This window comes from Flaviflexus sp., from assembly GCF_041440645.1.
Classification (GTDB): Bacteria; Actinomycetota; Actinomycetes; order Actinomycetales; family Actinomycetaceae; genus Flaviflexus.
The window spans coordinates 25,241-42,812 of the sequence record NZ_JASDVN010000048.1 but is presented as its reverse complement, the minus strand read 5'-3'; the positions used below and the strand labels follow the sequence as shown (position 1 = coordinate 42,812).

At 60.8% G+C, this 17,572-nt stretch carries 13 protein-coding genes and 1 riboswitch; of the genes, 12 read left to right on the top strand and 1 reads right to left on the bottom strand.

Annotation, left to right across the window (positions count from 1 at the left end):
• Window positions 1-38: 38 nt before the first annotated feature.
• The 8 genes from QMB98_RS06960 to sucD all read left to right on the top strand — a co-directional run bounded on the left by QMB98_RS06960 (window position 39) and on the right by sucD (window position 11,457).
• Complete coding sequence (locus QMB98_RS06960; protein ID WP_371684961.1) at window positions 39-506, top strand: DUF3817 domain-containing protein; 468 nt, start codon at window positions 39-41, stop codon at window positions 504-506.
• A gap of 6 nt (window positions 507-512) precedes the next feature.
• Complete coding sequence (guaA, locus tag QMB98_RS06955; protein WP_371684960.1) at window positions 513-2,054, top strand: glutamine-hydrolyzing GMP synthase; 1,542 nt, start codon at window positions 513-515, stop codon at window positions 2,052-2,054.
• Window positions 2,055-3,146: 1,092 nt separating this feature from the next.
• The gene (locus tag QMB98_RS06950) at window positions 3,147-3,626 is read left to right on the top strand and encodes a hypothetical protein (RefSeq protein ID WP_371684959.1); all 480 of its coding nucleotides are present in this window, start codon (window positions 3,147-3,149) and stop codon (window positions 3,624-3,626) included.
• A 302-nt stretch (window positions 3,627-3,928) separates the two neighbouring features.
• Window positions 3,929-4,264 carry a hypothetical protein gene (locus QMB98_RS06945; RefSeq protein ID WP_371684958.1) on the top strand — a complete coding sequence of 112 codons (336 nt, stop codon included), beginning with the start codon at window positions 3,929-3,931 and terminating at the stop codon, window positions 4,262-4,264.
• Between the two features lie 115 nt (window positions 4,265-4,379).
• Entirely contained in the window at window positions 4,380-6,956 is a 2,577-nt protein-coding gene (locus QMB98_RS06940; protein WP_371684957.1) for a UvrD-helicase domain-containing protein, read from the top strand.
• Between the two features lie 309 nt (window positions 6,957-7,265).
• Entirely contained in the window at window positions 7,266-9,278 is a 2,013-nt protein-coding gene (locus QMB98_RS06935; protein ID WP_371684956.1) for an acyltransferase family protein, read from the top strand.
• Between the two features lie 87 nt (window positions 9,279-9,365).
• Window positions 9,366-10,529: an ADP-forming succinate--CoA ligase subunit beta gene (sucC, locus tag QMB98_RS06930; protein ID WP_371684955.1), complete on the top strand. Its 1,164-nt coding sequence runs from the start codon at window positions 9,366-9,368 to the stop codon at window positions 10,527-10,529.
• A gap of 13 nt (window positions 10,530-10,542) precedes the next feature.
• Window positions 10,543-11,457 carry a succinate--CoA ligase subunit alpha gene (sucD, locus tag QMB98_RS06925; protein WP_371684954.1) on the top strand — a complete coding sequence of 305 codons (915 nt, stop codon included), beginning with the start codon at window positions 10,543-10,545 and terminating at the stop codon, window positions 11,455-11,457.
• 234 nt (window positions 11,458-11,691) lie between these two features.
• Here sucD and QMB98_RS06920 read toward each other — a convergent pair whose 3' ends face one another.
• Window positions 11,692-12,129, bottom strand: a complete 438-nt coding sequence (locus QMB98_RS06920; protein WP_371684953.1) for a hypothetical protein — start codon at window positions 12,127-12,129, stop codon at window positions 11,692-11,694.
• 343 nt (window positions 12,130-12,472) lie between these two features.
• Here QMB98_RS06920 and QMB98_RS06915 point away from each other — a divergent pair, with 343 nt between their 5' ends.
• From QMB98_RS06915 to purH, 4 genes are all read left to right on the top strand, one after another.
• A complete protein-coding gene (locus QMB98_RS06915) occupies window positions 12,473-13,819 on the top strand; it encodes a DUF6350 family protein (RefSeq protein ID WP_371684952.1) in 1,347 nt (448 codons plus the stop codon).
• Window positions 13,816-14,436 carry a phosphoribosylglycinamide formyltransferase gene (gene purN / locus QMB98_RS06910; protein WP_371684951.1) on the top strand — a complete coding sequence of 207 codons (621 nt, stop codon included), beginning with the start codon at window positions 13,816-13,818 and terminating at the stop codon, window positions 14,434-14,436. Before QMB98_RS06915 ends, purN begins: the two co-directional genes overlap by 4 nt.
• Before the next feature lie 266 nt (window positions 14,437-14,702).
• Window positions 14,703-15,620: a hypothetical protein gene (locus QMB98_RS06905; protein ID WP_371684950.1), complete on the top strand. Its 918-nt coding sequence runs from the start codon at window positions 14,703-14,705 to the stop codon at window positions 15,618-15,620.
• A gap of 4 nt (window positions 15,621-15,624) precedes the next feature.
• A riboswitch (ZMP/ZTP riboswitch) is annotated at window positions 15,625-15,707 on the top strand.
• 21 nt (window positions 15,708-15,728) lie between these two features.
• Window positions 15,729-17,315 (top strand): bifunctional phosphoribosylaminoimidazolecarboxamide formyltransferase/IMP cyclohydrolase, encoded by a 1,587-nt coding sequence (gene purH, locus QMB98_RS06900; protein ID WP_371684949.1) that lies wholly within the window; start codon window positions 15,729-15,731, stop codon window positions 17,313-17,315.
• Window positions 17,316-17,572: the final 257 nt, after the last annotated feature.

Here is a 17,572-nt window from a genome sequence, read left to right as displayed (position 1 = left end):
TAGGGTTGAGTAACAAGATGCCGAGTAAAGGATGTGACGTGGCCTCAGCATTGCCTGAACCAACTGAAGAAGAGGTGGAGCTGGCGCGGGTTGCGCGTCAGGACGCGGGCAAGAAGGCCCAGGTCGCCATGGCTTTCTACCGCGCCATGGCATACATCACCGGCTTCTGGCTCCTGCTCCTCGTGCTGGAGATGGTGCTGAAGTACCTGGTCGATGTGAACGGAAACCACGAGCCCGTTCTCGGCACGTGGGTGGCAATCGTGCACGGCATGATCTACGTCGTGTACGTCCTTGCGGTCTTCAATCTCTGGTCAGTTATGCGCTGGAGCTTTAGCCGTATGATTTATCTCATCCTTGCCGGTGTGGTGCCCGTCCTTTCCTTCGTTCTCGAACGCAAGGCGGCATCCTGGTATCGCGAGGACCTCCCCGGGGCCCTCGATGCGGTGGAGGGCCGCGCCCTGCGGCGCGCACAGATCTCACGCCTCAAGGCAGAGCGCGAAAGGTAGGACACGATGGAACACGAAACCGTTTACGTTGTCGACAACGGAGCCCAGTATGCACAGCTCATCGCACGTCGCGTGCGCGAAGCCGGCTACTATTCCGAGATCGTGCCGCACACGATCGCGACCGAGAAGCTCCTCGACAAGGATCCCGCAGCGATCATCCTGTCCGGTGGTCCCGCCTCCGTCTACGCCGAGGGTGCACCCTCGCTCGATAAGAACCTGCTTGAGGCCGGCGTTCCCGTTCTCGGCATCTGCTACGGCTTCCAGTCCATGGCTGCGGCCCTGGGCGGCACCGTCGACAAGACCGGTGAGCGCGAGTACGGCCACACTGACATCGAGGTGTCGGGTGGCTTGCTTGGTGAAGGTAACGACGAGTCGGTGTGGATGAGCCACGGCGATGCCGTGTCCGTTGCCCCCGAAGGCTTCACCGTCACCGCCACCTCGAAGGGTGCACCCGTTGCCGCCTTCGAGGATCCCGAACGCAAGCTGTACGGCGTCCAGTGGCACCCCGAGGTCCGCCACACCCCGGGTGGACAGGCATTCCTCGAGCGCTTCCTGCGCGAGGGCGCGGGACTCGAGTCCAACTGGAGCACCGGCTCCATCATTGATGAGCAGGTCTCCCGCATCCGTAACCAGATCGGAACCGACAGGGTCATCTGTGGCCTGTCCGGCGGTGTTGACTCTGCCGTGGCCGCGGCTCTCGTACAGAAAGCAGTTGGCGATCAGCTCACCTGCGTGTTCGTCGATCACGGCCTGCTGCGAGCAGGGGAGCGCGAGCAGGTCGAACGGGACTTCGTTGAAGCCATCGGCGTCAAGCTCATCACGGTCGATGACTCCGCGATCTTCCTCGACGCCCTCATCGGCGTCACCGACCCCGAAGAGAAGCGCAAGATCATCGGACGCGAGTTCATCCGTTCCTTCGAACGCGCCGCCCGCATGGTTTCCGAGGAGGAAGGCGGGGTCAAGTTCCTCGCTCAGGGCACCCTCTACCCGGATGTTGTTGAGTCCGGTGGCGGCGAGGGCGCAGCCAATATCAAGTCGCACCACAACGTGGGCGGCCTTCCCGACGACCTCCAGTTTGAGCTGTGCGAACCGCTGCGCGAGCTGTTCAAGGACGAGGTTCGTGCAGTGGGCCGCGAACTCGGCATCCCCGAGGTCATCGTGGGCCGCCAGCCGTTCCCGGGTCCCGGACTCGGCATCCGCATCATCGGTGAGGTCACAGGGGAGCGTCTCGACATTCTCCGTCGCGCTGACTTCATTGTCCGCGAGGAGCTCACGGCGGCCGGTCTCGATTCCGAGATCTGGCAGTGCCCGGTCGTGCTGCTCGCAGACGTTCGTTCCGTCGGTGTTCAGGGCGATGGTCGTACTTACGGCCACCCGATCGTGCTTCGTCCCGTGTCCTCAGAGGATGCGATGACGGCGGACTGGTCGCGACTGCCCTACGACGTGATCGCGAAGATCTCTAACCGCATCACCAACTCCGTGGCGGAGGTCAACCGAGTTGTTGTTGACGTGACCTCCAAGCCCCCGGGCACCATTGAGTGGGAGTAATTGAGGGAGGAACCTCCTCGGAGCTGAGACGCTGCGCAGGGTAACTCACGAAGGGCACGACCATGGTCGTGCCCTTCACTCATGTCGGGCTCATGTCTCATGACTGAGGTGAGCGAATAGTCGAGCGTGAAGCCGTGGGATGAGAGTTGGCCAAGTTCGTAAGTGCGACGCAGGGCGTGTGAAGGCAGTGTGAAGCGGGGCGTGAATCAGCCCAACTCGGACTCGTACGGTCTGGGGTAGCGGAGTGAGGCGAGCTGGAGGAGCGGAACACGCGTCGAGAGTCCAGGTCGCCTTCGGCACGATTCTTCGGACACGCCTGGCATGGAACGGCTTCAGGCACACATCATTCAGAACTGATTCGAGCACCCATCACTCAGAACTGCTTCGGGCGCACATCACTCGGAACGGCTTCAGCCACCCATCAATTAGAACCAGTGGGAGCCCGGCGGTTTGGCTGGACAGGGGGAGCGCACTCAAGGAGGCCCTGGGCACGCCTCTGGCTGGTTTCGAGATGGAGGCTTGGACAGTAACTCTGAAGGTGCTTCGGCGGACGTTCTACTCCCGTTGGTGGCACGTGGCGAGGTGCCACTTTGGCTCTCTAGGAGCTCTCTGACGGCGGTGCCAAGCACTGCATATCAATAGATCCCTGGAAGCCGTCACGGAAGTGGCAGAAGAAAAACTCAGACTAACCTGTGAAACCGGCTATACGACACGTGTTATGCCCGTCTCAAACGAGTCGCTTCGGGGGTGGAGCGGAGGCCAAATCGGAATAGTGGACCATTTTGCCCTGTCAAATTGGGACCTTTGTCTTCCCTAAGTTTATGAATATATCCAGAAAACTGAATAAACAATGGGGCAATTTGTCCGAATTGAAGTATGAATATTAGTGTCCGAATTGCCATCAATGTGATGCGTAGCACGTTAGGTTTCATAAAGTTACCGGGATTCCGCCGATTTACGCAAGGTTGGCGTCGCGGTATCAAATGTATACTTGTTGCCCGTTTCGGCACCCCATAAATTTGAGTCAACAGAGCAAGCAAGGGTTTGCTCGAGAAAGCGGGAGCAACAGGGGTTGCCCCGAAGGAGGAAGTTATGTTCACGAAGCTTGGGAAGATCACCGGCATTGTCACTCTGATCTTTGGCGTTCTGTTCGTGGGTACGGGCGGCGTTGCATGGGGTCTGGTTACCAGCCAGCTCAAGGCAGAAGACATCACCGTGTCGGCAGATGCTTCGATGTTCGGTGGCAAGCAGGTTGGTGGACCCCTCACCGCCTACGCACAGGCAGAGGTCATCAACAAGCACGCCCTCGCCATCTCCGGTGGCGAAACCTACGCAACTCTCGGCGCTCTCGCCAACCAGGCTGAAGAAGACGGCGACACCGATGCGGCTGCTGAGTACCAGGCACAGCGCACCACGATGATGAACGCTTCGTTCCTGCGCTCCTCGCTCTTTACCTCGGTCCTCGCATACGGCGTCTCGCTCTTCGCAATCGGTGTTGGTGTTTGGATGCTCCTCATGGGCGCAACCATGGTCTCCGCTGGTCGCAAGCAGAACGAAGTGACCAACGCCTGAGACGAGTGACAGCTAGTCAATAGCTCATCAGTAATCAGAGGAAGGTGCACGGCGCAGGTCGTGCGCCTTCCTCTTTGTATATGGTGGTGAAGGCTTCCATTGCATGTGACTGGTCCCAGTGCTTCCGTGCCTAGAAGTGGAACGTCAGCCACGACGAGAGATATCAAGTGACCTAGGTTCGAGCGGCTACTTGTGCAGATTCGTGTAGCGCAAAACGGTGTCAAATGTGATGTGGGTAAACTCTCCACGAAACGAATGTTCGAAGCTCGAAGTGGCAAGTTCGAGACGTTAGGCTGGCAGGCATGGATATTGTGCGTTCTATTCTGATCATCCTCCACCTCCTCAGCTGGGCTCTCGTCTTTGGCTACGCCATCGCCTCCCTGAAGACCAAGGAAATGCCGAAGGGTCTTCTGCACGGTGCACTCGGCGCCCTCGCAACCGGCCTGCTTCTCGTGGGCGTCGCCGAGATGAACGACTACGACGTCAACCACATGAAGATCGGTATCAAGCTCGTCGTTGCCCTGGTTATTAGCGGCATGGCGATCTGGGGCGGCCGACAGGAGAAGCTGAGCGCAGGCTTCTTCGGAGGCATTGCGGCGCTCGTGGCCGCCAACGTCGCCATCGCCGTCATCGTCTGACACTCTTAGTCGCCACCACCCCCAAGGTCGGATGTACCATTTCGTGTACGATCCGCGCACACCAGTAACTCGGTTTTTCGCTTCCCTGCGATAGCTATCTAGAGGACTTTCGTCGATGCCTTCTCAGCCACTTTCAGCACTCGATCGCCTGCGTCAGAAGGTCGCGGCCCAGGCCGCTGGCGCTGCCGCTGCGCCGCAAGCCCCGGCCGCACCGGCGGGGGCACAGTCACGCGAATCTGCACCCCAGGTGCAGGCCAGTGGCGCAGAGCGGCTGACCGAAGGTCTCAACCCACAGCAGCGTGCCGCGGTTGTGCACGAGGGGAGCCCCCTTCTCGTGATCGCCGGTGCCGGCTCGGGCAAGACCCGCGTCCTCACCCATCGCATCGCCTACCTCGTTGAGACGGGCCGTGCACGTCCCGGCGAGATCCTCGCCATTACGTTCACGAACAAGGCCGCGAAGGAGATGAGGGAGCGCCTGCAGGGCCTCCTCGGTCCCGTTGCGAACCGCATGTGGATCTCCACCTTCCACTCGGCCTGCGTGAGGATTCTCCGTGCGGAGCACGAGGCTCTCGGCATGAGATCCTCGTTCACGATCTACGACTCTGCCGATTCTCTCCGCCTCATGAACCAGGTGTGCCGAGAAGAGGCAATCGACTCTCGGGTGGCAACCCCGAAGTCCCTGCTGCGCAGGATCTCGGATCTGAAGAACGAGCTCATTGATCCGGATGACTTCGCACGGAACCTGACCGATCAGGCCGATGTCACTGTCGCTGCCGCTTACCGCGCGTACCAGGATCGTCTGAAGGCAGCAAACGCACTCGACTTCGACGACATCATCATGACGACCGTGAATCTCCTCCAGTCGCATCCGCTCATCACCGAGCACTACCAGCGCCGCTTCCGCCACATCCTGGTCGACGAGTACCAGGACACGAACCACGCCCAGTACGTTCTCATCAAGGTCCTGACGGGCACAGGGGAGAACATGGGTGAGTTGACGGTCGTTGGTGACGCCGACCAGTCCATCTACGCCTTCCGTGGCGCCACGATCCGTAACATCGAATCCTTCGAAGATGACTACCCGTCGGCCACATCGATCCTGCTCGAGCAGAACTACCGCTCAACACAGAACATCCTGTCCGCAGCCAACGCCGTGATCGCCAACAACCCGAACCGCAGGGCCAAGAAGCTTTGGACCGACCAGGGAGCGGGTGACAAGGTCATCGGCTACGTGGCCGACTCGGAACACGACGAGGCACGCTTCCTCATCGAGGAACTCGAGTCCCTCCACCCGAAGCGCAAGTGGTCCGATGTTGCGATCTTCTATCGCGCGAACGCACAGTCCCGCGCCATCGAGGAAATGCTCATCCGCGCGGGTATTCCGTACCGCCTCATTGGTGGCACCAGGTTCTACGAGCGCAAGGAAATCAAGGACGCACTTGCTTACCTGCAGGTCGTTGCCAACCCCGATGACACGGTTGCGCTTCGCCGTGTCTTCAATACTCCGCGCCGCGGGCTCGGAGCGAAGGCCGAGGAGGCCGTCGCTACCCATGCTCTCCGGTACGGACTGTCCTTTGGTGGTGCGCTCGCGGATGTGAAGAACGAGGAATCCCCTCGTGGCCCAGTCATGGGTCTCGCCACCCGCGCCGAGAACACCATCGTCGACTTCCGCACCCTTCTTGAAGAGGCACGTGACATGGCTGAGAAGGGTTCCGCCCCCGCAGACATTCTCGATGAGCTCATGTCCAAGTCGGGTTACATGGACGAGCTGCGCAGCTCGGAGGATCCGCAGGACGAGGCGCGCGTCGACAACCTGGCAGAACTGCACTCCGTTGCGACCGAGTTCAAGACAACCAACCCGGATGCTGGGCTCGGGGACTTCCTTGAGCACGTGGCACTCGTGTCCGACTCCGACCAGTTGCCTGATGACGGGGGAGTGGACGAAGGTGAGGTCACGCTCATGACCGTCCACACCGCGAAGGGCCTCGAGTTCCCCGTCGTGTTCGTGACCGGCCTCGAGGACGGCACATTCCCGCACATGAGGTCGCTGGCCGACCCGTTCGAGCTGTCGGAAGAGCGCCGCCTCGCCTACGTGGCACTGACGCGTGCCCGCGAAACCCTCTACATCTCCCGCGCAGCGGTGCGGAGCCAGTGGGGCGCGCCCCAGGAGCTCCCGCCTTCCCGTTTCCTTGACGAGATCCCCGAGGACCTCGTCGATTGGCGCAGGGAATACTCCGCGGGGGACGTACTGCGACGCTCCAGCACGACCAAGTACTCCAGTCCCGACTTCTCCCAGTCCAGCAGTGGAGGTGGGGAACGATCCTCCGGCAAGGTGAAGCCGGGCAGGCTCGATGGTGGGCCAAAGCGCAAGCAGTCTACCCGCCCGCAGGACTCCCTCAACCCAGCCGATCTCGAACGGCTCCAGGCCCGCCAGGCGGAGCTCGAGGCCGAACGCCAGAAGGCCGCAGAGGAGGCGAAGGCGGCACGAGCAGAACGCGCCAAGAAGGAAGAGGAGAGCCTCGGTGCTCTCGCCTCCCTCAAGGTTGGCGACACCGTCATCCACCGCTCCTTCGGTGCTGGCACGGTCATGGAGCTTGAAGGCGCTGGCGCCAACAGGGTCGCAAAGGTCAAGTTCGACTCCAAGACCAAGCGCCTCATGCTCGCCATGGCTCCGCTGACTCTGCCTGAGTAAACGGAACACCGCCCGTCAACGGAACGCCATCGCGATCATCGTCGAAGTGGCCCAGGCTCGTAGAGCCTGGGCTTTTTCGATGCTGCCGTACAGCTCATACTCGCCCAAGAATCCAGAATCCTGAATCCTGCGAGGGCGCTGCGCATGGCAGGGGCTCATGGAGCCGCTTTGATACAGCTGTGACAGATGTGAATATGCGTCGTCTAAGCGTAAGTTCCCTGCTTGGCGGCCCGGTGCATTGCGGCGAGTCACCTCCTGCAGTTTGTCCGGGACCCAATTAAGGTTGTTCCCAGGATTGAAGGGGGCGAGATGAGCACAGAAGCACAGGGGCGGCGTAAAGCGCGCCGTCACCCGATGGCAGACCCGGGTGGAATGATCCGCGGTCTTGATGGCCTGAGGGCGCTCGCTGTTGTTGCTGTTGTCATCTACCACATCACTCCAGGAGCCCTGCCCGGCGGTTTCCTTGGCGTCGACATCTTCTTCGTTGTTTCCGGCTTCCTCATCACGACACTTCTCCTTCGCGAGGTTCGCAAGACAAAACGAGTCGACCTCAAGGGCTTTTGGACGAGGCGTGCACGCAGGCTCCTGCCCGCGCTCCTTCTCCTCGTCGTGACCGTCGTTCCCATCGCTGGGCTCATCAACAGGGATTTACTTGTCGGTATTGGCAGGCAGGTGCTCGGTGCGCTGACCTTCTCGTCGAACTGGCTTGAGATCGCCAACGGCTCCTCCTACTTCGACCAGACCTCCCCGATGCTGTTCAAGAACTTCTGGTCTCTTGCGGTGGAGGAGCAGTTCTATCTGCTGTGGCCGCTCATCTTCATCGGAGTCATCATGCTGCTCCGGACCTGGAAGGCGCGAGTTGGGCTTGCCGGGGGATTGGCGCTGCTGTCGGGAGTTTTGATGGCGGTCTTAGCAGACCCCATGAACCTGACCCGCGTGTACTACGGAACCGATACCCACCTGTTCGGTCTCGCACTCGGCATTGCTCTAGCGTTCTCCTGGTCGCCGCCCTCGGGAACCTGGATGGCGGGAACGTGGCAGAAGTACAGCCAGGTTGCTGGCATTGCCGCCTTCATTGGTCTGATCGCACTCTTGCTGACGCTGTCGGACCAGTCCCTCATTGCCTACCGTGGCGGCATCTTCCTGTCCTCAATCTTGACCCTCATTCTCATCGCATCGATGCTGGCACCGGGATCCAAGCTCCCGACGATCTCGGACAACCCCGTGGCCACATGGATAGGTCACCGCTCCTACGGGATCTACCTGTGGCACTGGCCGATCCTCGTCATGATGAGCCTCATCGTTCCGGCCGCACCAGGTTCCGTGACCTTCTGGATCCGTTCGCTTGTCGCGGTGGCCCTCACCTTCCTCATCTGCGACCTCTCGTTCCGCTATGTCGAAACCCCGATCCGCCAGAACGGTTTCAGGGCTACGTGGGCGGCAGTGAGGGATCGCGTTGTCTCCCGTAGCCCCCTCGCGGTCGGACTAACAGTTGCGACCATCATCATGACTACAGGAACCGGAATCGCAGTTGCCGTCGCTCCCGAGAAGTCCTCCGTTCAGCTCGAGATCGAGGAGAACGAGGCACGCTTCGAGGAGCAGAACGGGGCAGATCCCGCGCAGCCACCTGGTCCAGGCGAGGAAGAACAGCCACCCCCTGGTGAGGGCGAAGGAAGCGAGAAGCCCGATCCAAGCGGCGAGGACACCTCCGGTGAAGGCGATGATCCGGGCCAAGAAGACCAGGGCAATGAAGAGCCAAGCGATGCCGAGACGGACCCTGATTCGGATTCGGATAATGGGTCGAACTCTGGAAACCCAGACTGGGCGATGCCGACGGGGGAGGAGATCACCGCGATCGGTGACTCCCTGATCGTGACCGCGGCCGATGGTCTCGAGGTGACGTTCCCGGGACTCAACTTCATCGCGAAGTCGAACAGGCAGTGGCACGAAGCTCCCGCACTCGTTCAGGAGGGCCTGAACAACGGGACGATTCGCAGGGCCGTCATCCTCGACTTCGGCACCAACGCCGGCATCCCCGACCCCCAGGTGGTGCGCGACGTCATCGACATGTTGGGACCCGATCGCATGATCGTCATCGTGACGATCTACGGTCAGTCCACCTTCATCGACGGCTCGAACGACATCATCAGGGAGATTGCGTCCGAGTACCCGAACGTGGCGGTTGCGGATTGGCACGCCGCGGTCAGCGCAGAACCCCACATGTTGCAGGCGGATCAGACCCACCCAAACATTGAGGGAATGTATCTTTTTGCCGAAACGGTGCAGGCCGCATTTGAGACACTTACCGCGCAGGGTGGGTAATAGGTCACGTATCTGACGTGACCTTGCTATCCTTGTCTGGGTGTCTCGAAGTCGAGACACCCAGACGTTATGGGAAGGATCTCCTCCGTGGACCTCTTCGAGTACCAGGCTCGTGACCTCTTTGCCAAGCACGGCGTACCCGTGTTGGAAGGTCTTGTAGCCACCACTCCTCAGGAAGCTCGCCAAGCAGCCGAACAGTTGAACTCAAGCCTTTTTGTCGTGAAAGCCCAGGTCAAGACCGGTGGTCGTGGCAAGGCTGGCGGCGTGAAGCTCGCTCGCACCCCCGAGGAGGTGGAAGAGGCGGCGTCCCAGATTCTGGGAATGGACATCAAGGGCCACACGGTGCAACGCGTCATGATCGCTGAGGGTGCCGACATCGCCGAAGAGTACTACTTCTCGGTTCTGCTCGATCGTTCCGAGCGTCGCTACCTCGCCATGTGCTCGCGCGAGGGCGGCATGGAGATTGAACAGTTGGCAGTTGAGCGCCCCGAGGCGCTCGCCCGCATCCCCGTCGACCCCACCGTTGGCATCACCGAAGAGGTCGCCTACGATATCGTCAACCAGGCGGGTTTCGGCAAGGACGACGCCGACAAGATCGTTCCGGTCATCCTGTCCCTCTGGAAGGTGTATGTGAAGGAGGATGCGACCCTCGTTGAGGTCAACCCCCTCATCAAGTCTCCCGACGGCGAGATCATTGCCCTCGACGGCAAGGTGTCGCTCGACGACAACGCGTCCTTCCGCCACGAGGACCACGAGGCTCTCGTCGACAAGTCGGCGGAGAACCCGCTTGAAGCCAAGGCCAAGGAAAAGGGCCTGAACTACGTCAAGCTCGAGGGCGGCCAGGTCGGCATCATCGGTAACGGTGCCGGACTCGTCATGTCCACGCTCGATGTTGTCGCCTACGCGGGCGAACAGTACGGCGTTGGTCCCGCGAACTTCCTCGACATCGGTGGCGGCGCGTCCGCCTCGGTCATGGCCAACGGTCTCGACGTCATCCTCGGTGATGATGAGGTCCGTTCCGTGTTCGTCAACGTCTTCGGTGGCATCACTGCGTGCGACGAGGTCGCCAACGGCATCGTGCAGGCCCTCGCCATCCTCGGCGATTCCGCGACGAAGCCGATCGTGGTTCGCCTCGACGGCAACAACGTTGAGGAGGGGCGCCGCATTCTCGTGGAGGCTGCGCATCCTCTTGTGACGATCATGGACACGATGGACGGGGCTGCCGCCAAGGCCGCCGAGCTCGCGGCGTAAGGAACAAAAAGACATGTCTATTTTTCTCGACAAGAACTCCAAGGTCATCGTTCAGGGCATCACCGGTTCTGAGGGCTCGAAGCACACGCAAAGGATGCTGAACGCGGGTACCCAGATCGTGGGTGGTACCAACCCGAGGAAGGCCGGTCAGTCCCTCGACTTCGAGGTCACCCCCGTGGGCCCCGGCAACGCGGTTGCCGGAACCGTGTCAGTTCCCGTGTTTGGCACGGTCGCGGATGCGAAGGAGCAGACCGGTGCCACCGTGTCCGTCATCTTCGTTCCCCCCGCATTCACCAAGGGTGCTGTCGTGGAGGCGATCGATGCTGGCATGGATCTGGTTGTCATCATCACCGAAGGTGTCCCGGTAGCTGACACCGCGGAGTTCCGTGCATACGCAGAGCAGAAGGGCGTTCAGCTCATTGGACCCAACTGCCCCGGCATCATCACCCCCGGTCAGTCCAACGTCGGCATCACCCCTCCGAACATCACCGGTCCCGGTCGCATCGGTCTCGTCTCCAAGTCCGGAACCCTGACCTACCAGATGATGTACGAGCTGTCGGACATCGGCTTCTCCACCGCCATCGGGATTGGTGGCGACCCGATCGTGGGCACCACCCACATCGATGCGCTCCGCGCCTTCGAAGCAGATCCCGACACTGACCTCATCGTCATGATCGGTGAGATCGGTGGAGATGCTGAGGAGCGTGCAGCCGAGTTCATTAAGGCGAACGTGACGAAGCCCGTTGTTGGCTACGTTGCCGGCTTCACCGCGCCCGAGGGTAAGACCATGGGCCACGCCGGCGCCATCGTTTCAGGTTCCGCCGGCACCGCACAGGCAAAGAAGGAGGCCCTCGAGGCCGTTGGTGTCAAGGTTGGTAAGACCCCGACCGAGACCGCAAACCTTGCACGAGAGATCCTCACCGCCTAATCAACACGGGCAACAGTCCGTGAAACACTCATCGGGAACAAGTCGGGAATAGGACTCCTGGTGAGTTGTACAGGAGCTTTGGGGCCGGACCACTTAGTGGTTCCGGCCCCAAAAGCTATTGTGGCTGATCATTGAGACTTCGCTAGGCCCTGCTAGGTCCCTATGCCTGTTGAAAAGGAAGAGCCTTGGGACAAGGGGCGTTTTCATAAATTGGCGAGAATAGCTTAATTGAGACTAGTCGTAGGTGACGTCCTCGAGTGTGAGGATTTTGACCTCGGGGGGAGTCACATCTGTGTTGGTAACTTGGACGGTGACATCGGCAGTACGATCCCAGCCACTGGGGTAGTCTTCTACCGGCGGATCTTTGCGGGTGAACCCTTCGGCCTCAAAATCAAATCCCTCGTCGTAAGGGACTTGCAGATAGGCCCAGCAGCTGGTCAGGAAATCCTCGTTTCCGAGAGAGCTCTCATCCACCGAGAAGCAAATGTCTATTGCGTCGCTACCGTCCTCGTAGACCAGGGCAACGTGATCGGCAAGCAACTGGTCCCCAGCCTGAACTTCCTCAAGCACCCCGTCGTCCACCCCATTATGGTCAACTTCGATCGGCCCGGACGAGCAGGCTGCAAGCAACATCACCACGGGAGCAATCAAGTACTGTCTCGTTCTCTTCATGGCGGTCTCCTCGCGTCAATTCTGAACGGTTGCTCTGCGGTGATGTCTATTGGTTAATGAACTGACTTTCGTGTTGTCCATATCTTAATGAACTGACTTTCGTGAAGTTGGAATCACTCTATCCCAGGTTTTCGGATTTGCTAAGAGAATGGGGCAGCTATCGGTTCCGCTTTGCGAATTCCGACAGCAAGACGATCTCCGTTTGAGCCGAGGACTGCCCTCGTTCTGGATGTTTGGCGGGGATCAAGGACAGGCGGTCATCGGCTGGCCGCCTGAAATGTGGCTGATCACTAGGTGAGTTGTTCGCGGCCTCGGAGGGCTTCGGCTGGAATTATGGAAGGCGATGAAAGCCGACGTCAGAACCCACCCGCTGCGACTGATCCTCGCAGGTATCCAGCCTGTCCTCTTTGGATGGGCGGCCATTGTTGTTCTCGGTATCTTCGCCTACACGCTCATGGCCGACTCGCCATCGCTAGGTTCGACGACCTGGCAGGACGTGGCCGGAGTGACGACAGGGTGGTGGCTGACCGCATTCGGTGGCACCCTCCACTTCGATGGGGTGTCGATCTCGCTACCCCCGCTCCTCATCACCCTCCTCACCTTCCTCGGGTTGTACTTCCTCGTGCGACGCATGCCGGTGGCGGACTGGAGAGATACGGCGATCTTTGTCGTCTCGGCGGGTGCGACGACGGCACTTCTCGGTCAACTCGCACCGGCGGGCTCCAACTGGTGGCTGTCCGGCGTTGGCGTTGCTCTCCTCGCCTTCCTTGCCATCCTCATGTCGAAGAACAGAACGGACTGGTTTGGTTCCTCCTTCTTCACCTCGACCGTGGGCAGGGCACTGTACGACGGGCTCATGCTCTCGCGGCGGGCAGTCGCAGCCGGCCTCATCTTTGGACTTCTTGGTTTCATCGCTGCCGTGATTGCGGGCTGGTCCGAGATCCTCGCGATCAACAGCTACTACATTGTTGAGTGGCATTCGAACGTTCTCATGTGGCTGTTCCAGCTCTGCTACGTTCCCACTTTCGTTCTGTGGGCTCTCGCGTACATGATTGGTGCCGGCTTCGCCGTTGGCGCTGGCACGAGCTTCTCGGCACTAGGCGTCACGTCCGCTCCGCTGCCCGCAATCCCGCTCCTCGGTGCTCTCCCACAACCGGGAGCTGGCACCCCTTGGATCATCGCGGTTGTCGTGGTTCTGTCGTTCCTTCTTGGCGTGAGGCAGTCCCGAGCATTCCCTGGCATCAAGGAAGCGGCAGTCACCGGCGCCATTCACGTTGCCTTCGTCGCCGTGATCTGTTCCCTGCTGGCGGCTCTTGCCCAGGGCTCCATCGGCCCGGAGCGGCTCGCCATCACTGGCCCCGAGGCTCCTGTCATGGCGGGGTTGGGTGCCCTGGTCCTGGCACTGCCTCTCTACGCCGGCATGCTCGCCAATCACCGCACGGCACGCGCTGCCTACAAGTCGTGGTGGAAGAAACTCCGGGACAAGACGGGCGGGGGCGAGGTGACCACGGAGCAAGAGGAACCGGCGGCAGTCACGTCCCATTCCGTCTCCAGCGATAAGGTGAAGATCCAGCAGACCGATGAGGCCCCGCAGGCATCGAACGGTGCACCCGGTAATCACGCGGCACCGACCTCAACGACTGCGATCACAGCTCACACCGCCCCAGAGGCCGGAAGGAAGAATTCATGACTGCACCCGCACGGCTCGCCGTTCTGATCTCTGGCGGCGGATCGAACCTCGAGGCACTTATGAGGGCGTGCGAGGATCCGGCCTACGGCGCGGAGGTTGTGCTGGTCGTTGCGGATCGCGACGGGTGCGGGGGAATGGACCTTGCCGAACAGCGGGGTATCCCCACGGCCACCATCAAGGTGAACGACTATGCGGAGCGTGCTGACTGGGACCATGCGCTCGCTACCGAACTACAGGGAGCAAACCCTGACCTTGTGGTCTCTGCTGGTTTCCTCAAGATCATGGGTCCGCAGGTGCTCCAGGCATTCCCCGGAAAAATCATCAATACTCACAACTCGCTTCTCCCGTCATTCCCTGGGATTCACGGCCCCGTCGATGCCCTCAACTACGGCGTGAAGATCGCGGGAGCCACCCTGTTCCTCGTGGACGAAGGAATGGACACGGGTCAGATTCTTGCCCAATGCACCGTCCCCGTGCTCGAGGACGACACGGAAGACACGCTTCTCGAGCGGATCAAGGTCGCTGAGCGGGCTCAGCTGGTCGAGACCGTTGGCATCATGATGCGGTCGGGATGGCGGGTCGAGGGGCGACGCGCCTTCCTCAACTCCGAAGACTGACAGCACCTCATGACCCCTTGTCAGCATTACTTTTGTCGGCGCTGGTCACGAGTGTGGACGAATGGCCACGGGTGAGGGGTGCGCACCGCTCACCCGTGGTTTCTTCTTGGCAGCGTTTCGAATCGGGCTGGGTTCGGCAAGGGATAAAGTGAGGGTGTGGCTTGAGCGGTCTCACCAGCGTACTTATTTTGTGTAATTCGTTATGCCTGGGAGCAACCTGCAGGCAGACATGCTTAAATGGCGGTAGGTAATTGGATGGAGAGCAGATGCGCCACTGGGTGAGAGGAACGGCTTTCGGTGCCGTTCTGGTGACCGCGGGACTCATGACGGGAGTTGCGGCCGTTGCCGCCCCCGAGAACACCATCGACCCCGTGAGTGATGATCCGGCGCAGTCGATTGGGTTCCTGACCCCGAGCGATATTCTCCCTACTCCGACCGATCTGGACCCGGAGCCCACCGACGAACCCACGGATCCTCCGATCGAGGAACCCACAACTGAGCAGCCGACCGACCCTCCGACAGAGGAGCCGACCGATCCTCCCACCGAGGAGCCCACGGATCCGCCGACGGAAGAACCCACCGAACCTCCCACGGAGGAACCGACCGAGCCGCCGACAGAGGAGCCCACGACTCCTCCCACGCAGGAGCCGACGGCACCTCCGACCGATCCCGGCACTGGAGTGTTCCCGGAGGACCCGACGTTCCCGGTCGCTCCGCCCGTGAACCAGGCACCTCGCATCACCTCGATTCCCCCCATCACGGCTGTGAGCAGGGCGGACCTGACCGAGCCTGACCTGCTGAGCGGCATTGTCATTACCGACGATGTTGATCACTACTTAGTTCCCGAGATCACGAACTGGGGAGACTGGTACAACCCGGTTGAGTGCCCCAGCGGCTACCCCTGCATGTACCAGCTCGTGTACTTGGTGTTTGATTCGCACGGCAACTACGACGATGCCACGCGCAACATCATTATCACGGGCCAGCAGACGGGCCTCATGCGCTCCATTATTTCCACGGCCAGCAACAACCTGATCGACAATGGTGTGTTTGATCAAGGTGCTGGACAGGACGAGCTTCCCTACACGGGTGTCGATGCTGAGCACCTGTTCGGCATTTCTGCCGTTCTCATTGCTGGTGGGATCGGCTCCATGTACTGGGGAAGAAGAAAAGCTATCCGCTAGAATCGGATACGGTCACAACTGGCGAGGAAGATGGAACACCATCGGGGAGTGACCATGACTGCCGCGTCGCACGCCTGGGCTTAGCGGTGGATAGTCAAGAGGAGAATAATGTCTCGCGCACTCATTTCCGTATTTGATAAGACCGGCATCGTCGACATCGCCCAGGCCATCAGCCAGGTGGGCATCGACATCATTTCCACTGGAGCCACGGCACGTGCACTAGCGGAGGCAGGCATCCCTGTCTCCGGTGTCGAGTCCGTGACCGGCTTCCCCGAGTGCTTCGAGGGTCGCGTCAAGACCCTGCACCCGCTCATTCACGGTGGCATCCTGGCCGACCGTCGCGAGTCCGATCACGTTGAGCAGATGTCGGAGCTGGGTGTCGAACCCATCGACATCGTCATCGTCAACCTGTACCCGTTCGAGGAGACCCTCGCATCGGGCGCAACCCCAGACGAGTGCATCGAGCAGATCGACATCGGTGGCCCCGCCATGGTCCGCGCCGCAGCCAAGAACCACGCCTCCGTCGCTGTCCTCACCTCGCCCGCACAGTACGGTGAGGCCATCGAGGCGATCCAGCGTGGTGGTTTCACCGACGCCGAGAAGCGTACGCTCGCTGCCCGCGCCTACGCGCACACCGCCGCCTACGATGCTGCCGTTGCGAACTGGATGGCGACCCTGGCCGATGATGAGCCGCAGTACGTGGGCGTGGGTCTGCCCCGTACCGCAACCCTCCGCTACGGCGAGAACCCGCACCAGAGCGCATGGATCTCCGCCAACGGTGCCGGCGGCGTTGCGAACGCCGTTCAGCTCGGCGGCAAGGAAATGAGCTACAACAACTACCGCGACACGGACGCTGCCGTGCGTGCAGCCTACGACCACCTGTCCCCGACGGTTGCCATCATCAAGCACACGAACCCGTGTGGCATCGCAACCGCCGAGACCATTGAACAGGCGCACGCCTCCGCGCACGCATGCGACCCGGTCTCCGCCTACGGTGGTGTCATCGCGGCCAACAGGACCGTGACGCTGGCGATGGCGGAGCAGGTCAAGCCCGTCTTCACCGAGGTCATTGCCGCTCCCGGTTACGACGAGGATGCACTCGCGCTCCTCCAGACCAAGAAGAACCTCCGTATCCTTCAGGTCACCCCCTCTGACGAGACTCAGGACATCACACAGATCTCTGGTGGCTTTCTCGTACAGGGACGCGACCTGGTCGATCAGGCAGGTGACGTTGCCGCGGGATGGTCGCACGTGGCCGGACCCGAGGCTGACGAAGCCACCCTCAAGGATCTCGAGTTCGCGTGGCGCACGGTTCGTTCCGTCCGCTCCAACGCCATCCTGCTCGTCAAGGACGGTGCGTCCGTCGGTGTCGGCATGGGCCAGGTCAACCGCGTTGACTCCTGCCGCCTCTCCGTCGAACGAGCCAACACCCTCGGCGTGGCCGTCGAATCCGATGTGGATTCCGCAGGTGGCGCGCAGGCCTCCGCCTCCGGTAGCGAGGAGCGCGCACGCGGAGCCGTCGCAGCATCCGATGCCTTCTTCCCCTTCGCCGATGGTCTCGAGGTTCTCATTAACGCGGGAGTCAAGGCCGTGGTTCAGCCCGGTGGCTCAATCCGCGATGACGAGGTTATCGAGGCAGCCAACGCGGCAGGCGTACCCATGTACTTCACGGGTGTCCGCCACTTCGCCCACTGATCGCAAGACATCGACATCTCTCCCAAACACCTAAGCTGGACATCGCGTCACGGTCGAATGTGGTGGTGAGTTCTCGAGTGAATCTCAGTGAGTAACTGAGGATGCCGAGAAGAGCTAAAAGGAGATGTCGAGAGGAACTGAATAAGAGTTGGGCCAGGATTCATTCCTGGCCCAAACTTTTTCATCTCAGTGCAGTCCAGAGCGCAGACAATCACTGACTTGAGGACGATCCACTGTTTTCTGGCGAATGGGGGTGC

Bases quoted from the DNA above. Each gene is read 5' to 3' on its own strand.
- guaA (WP_371684960.1), top strand. From the start codon at position 513: ATGGAACACGAAACCGTTTACGTTGTCGACAACGGAGCCCAGTATGCA.
- QMB98_RS06950 (WP_371684959.1), top strand. From the start codon at position 3,147: ATGTTCACGAAGCTTGGGAAGATCACCGGCATTGTCACTCTGATCTTT.
- QMB98_RS06945 (WP_371684958.1), top strand. From the start codon at position 3,929: ATGGATATTGTGCGTTCTATTCTGATCATCCTCCACCTCCTCAGCTGG.
- QMB98_RS06940 (WP_371684957.1), top strand. From the start codon at position 4,380: ATGCCTTCTCAGCCACTTTCAGCACTCGATCGCCTGCGTCAGAAGGTC.
- QMB98_RS06935 (WP_371684956.1), top strand. From the start codon at position 7,266: ATGAGCACAGAAGCACAGGGGCGGCGTAAAGCGCGCCGTCACCCGATG.
- sucD (WP_371684954.1), top strand. From the start codon at position 10,543: ATGTCTATTTTTCTCGACAAGAACTCCAAGGTCATCGTTCAGGGCATC.
- QMB98_RS06920 (WP_371684953.1), bottom strand. From the start codon at position 12,129: ATGAAGAGAACGAGACAGTACTTGATTGCTCCCGTGGTGATGTTGCTT.
- QMB98_RS06915 (WP_371684952.1), top strand. From the start codon at position 12,473: ATGAAAGCCGACGTCAGAACCCACCCGCTGCGACTGATCCTCGCAGGT.
- purN (WP_371684951.1), top strand. From the start codon at position 13,816: ATGACTGCACCCGCACGGCTCGCCGTTCTGATCTCTGGCGGCGGATCG.
- QMB98_RS06905 (WP_371684950.1), top strand. From the start codon at position 14,703: ATGCGCCACTGGGTGAGAGGAACGGCTTTCGGTGCCGTTCTGGTGACC.
- purH (WP_371684949.1), top strand. From the start codon at position 15,729: ATGTCTCGCGCACTCATTTCCGTATTTGATAAGACCGGCATCGTCGAC.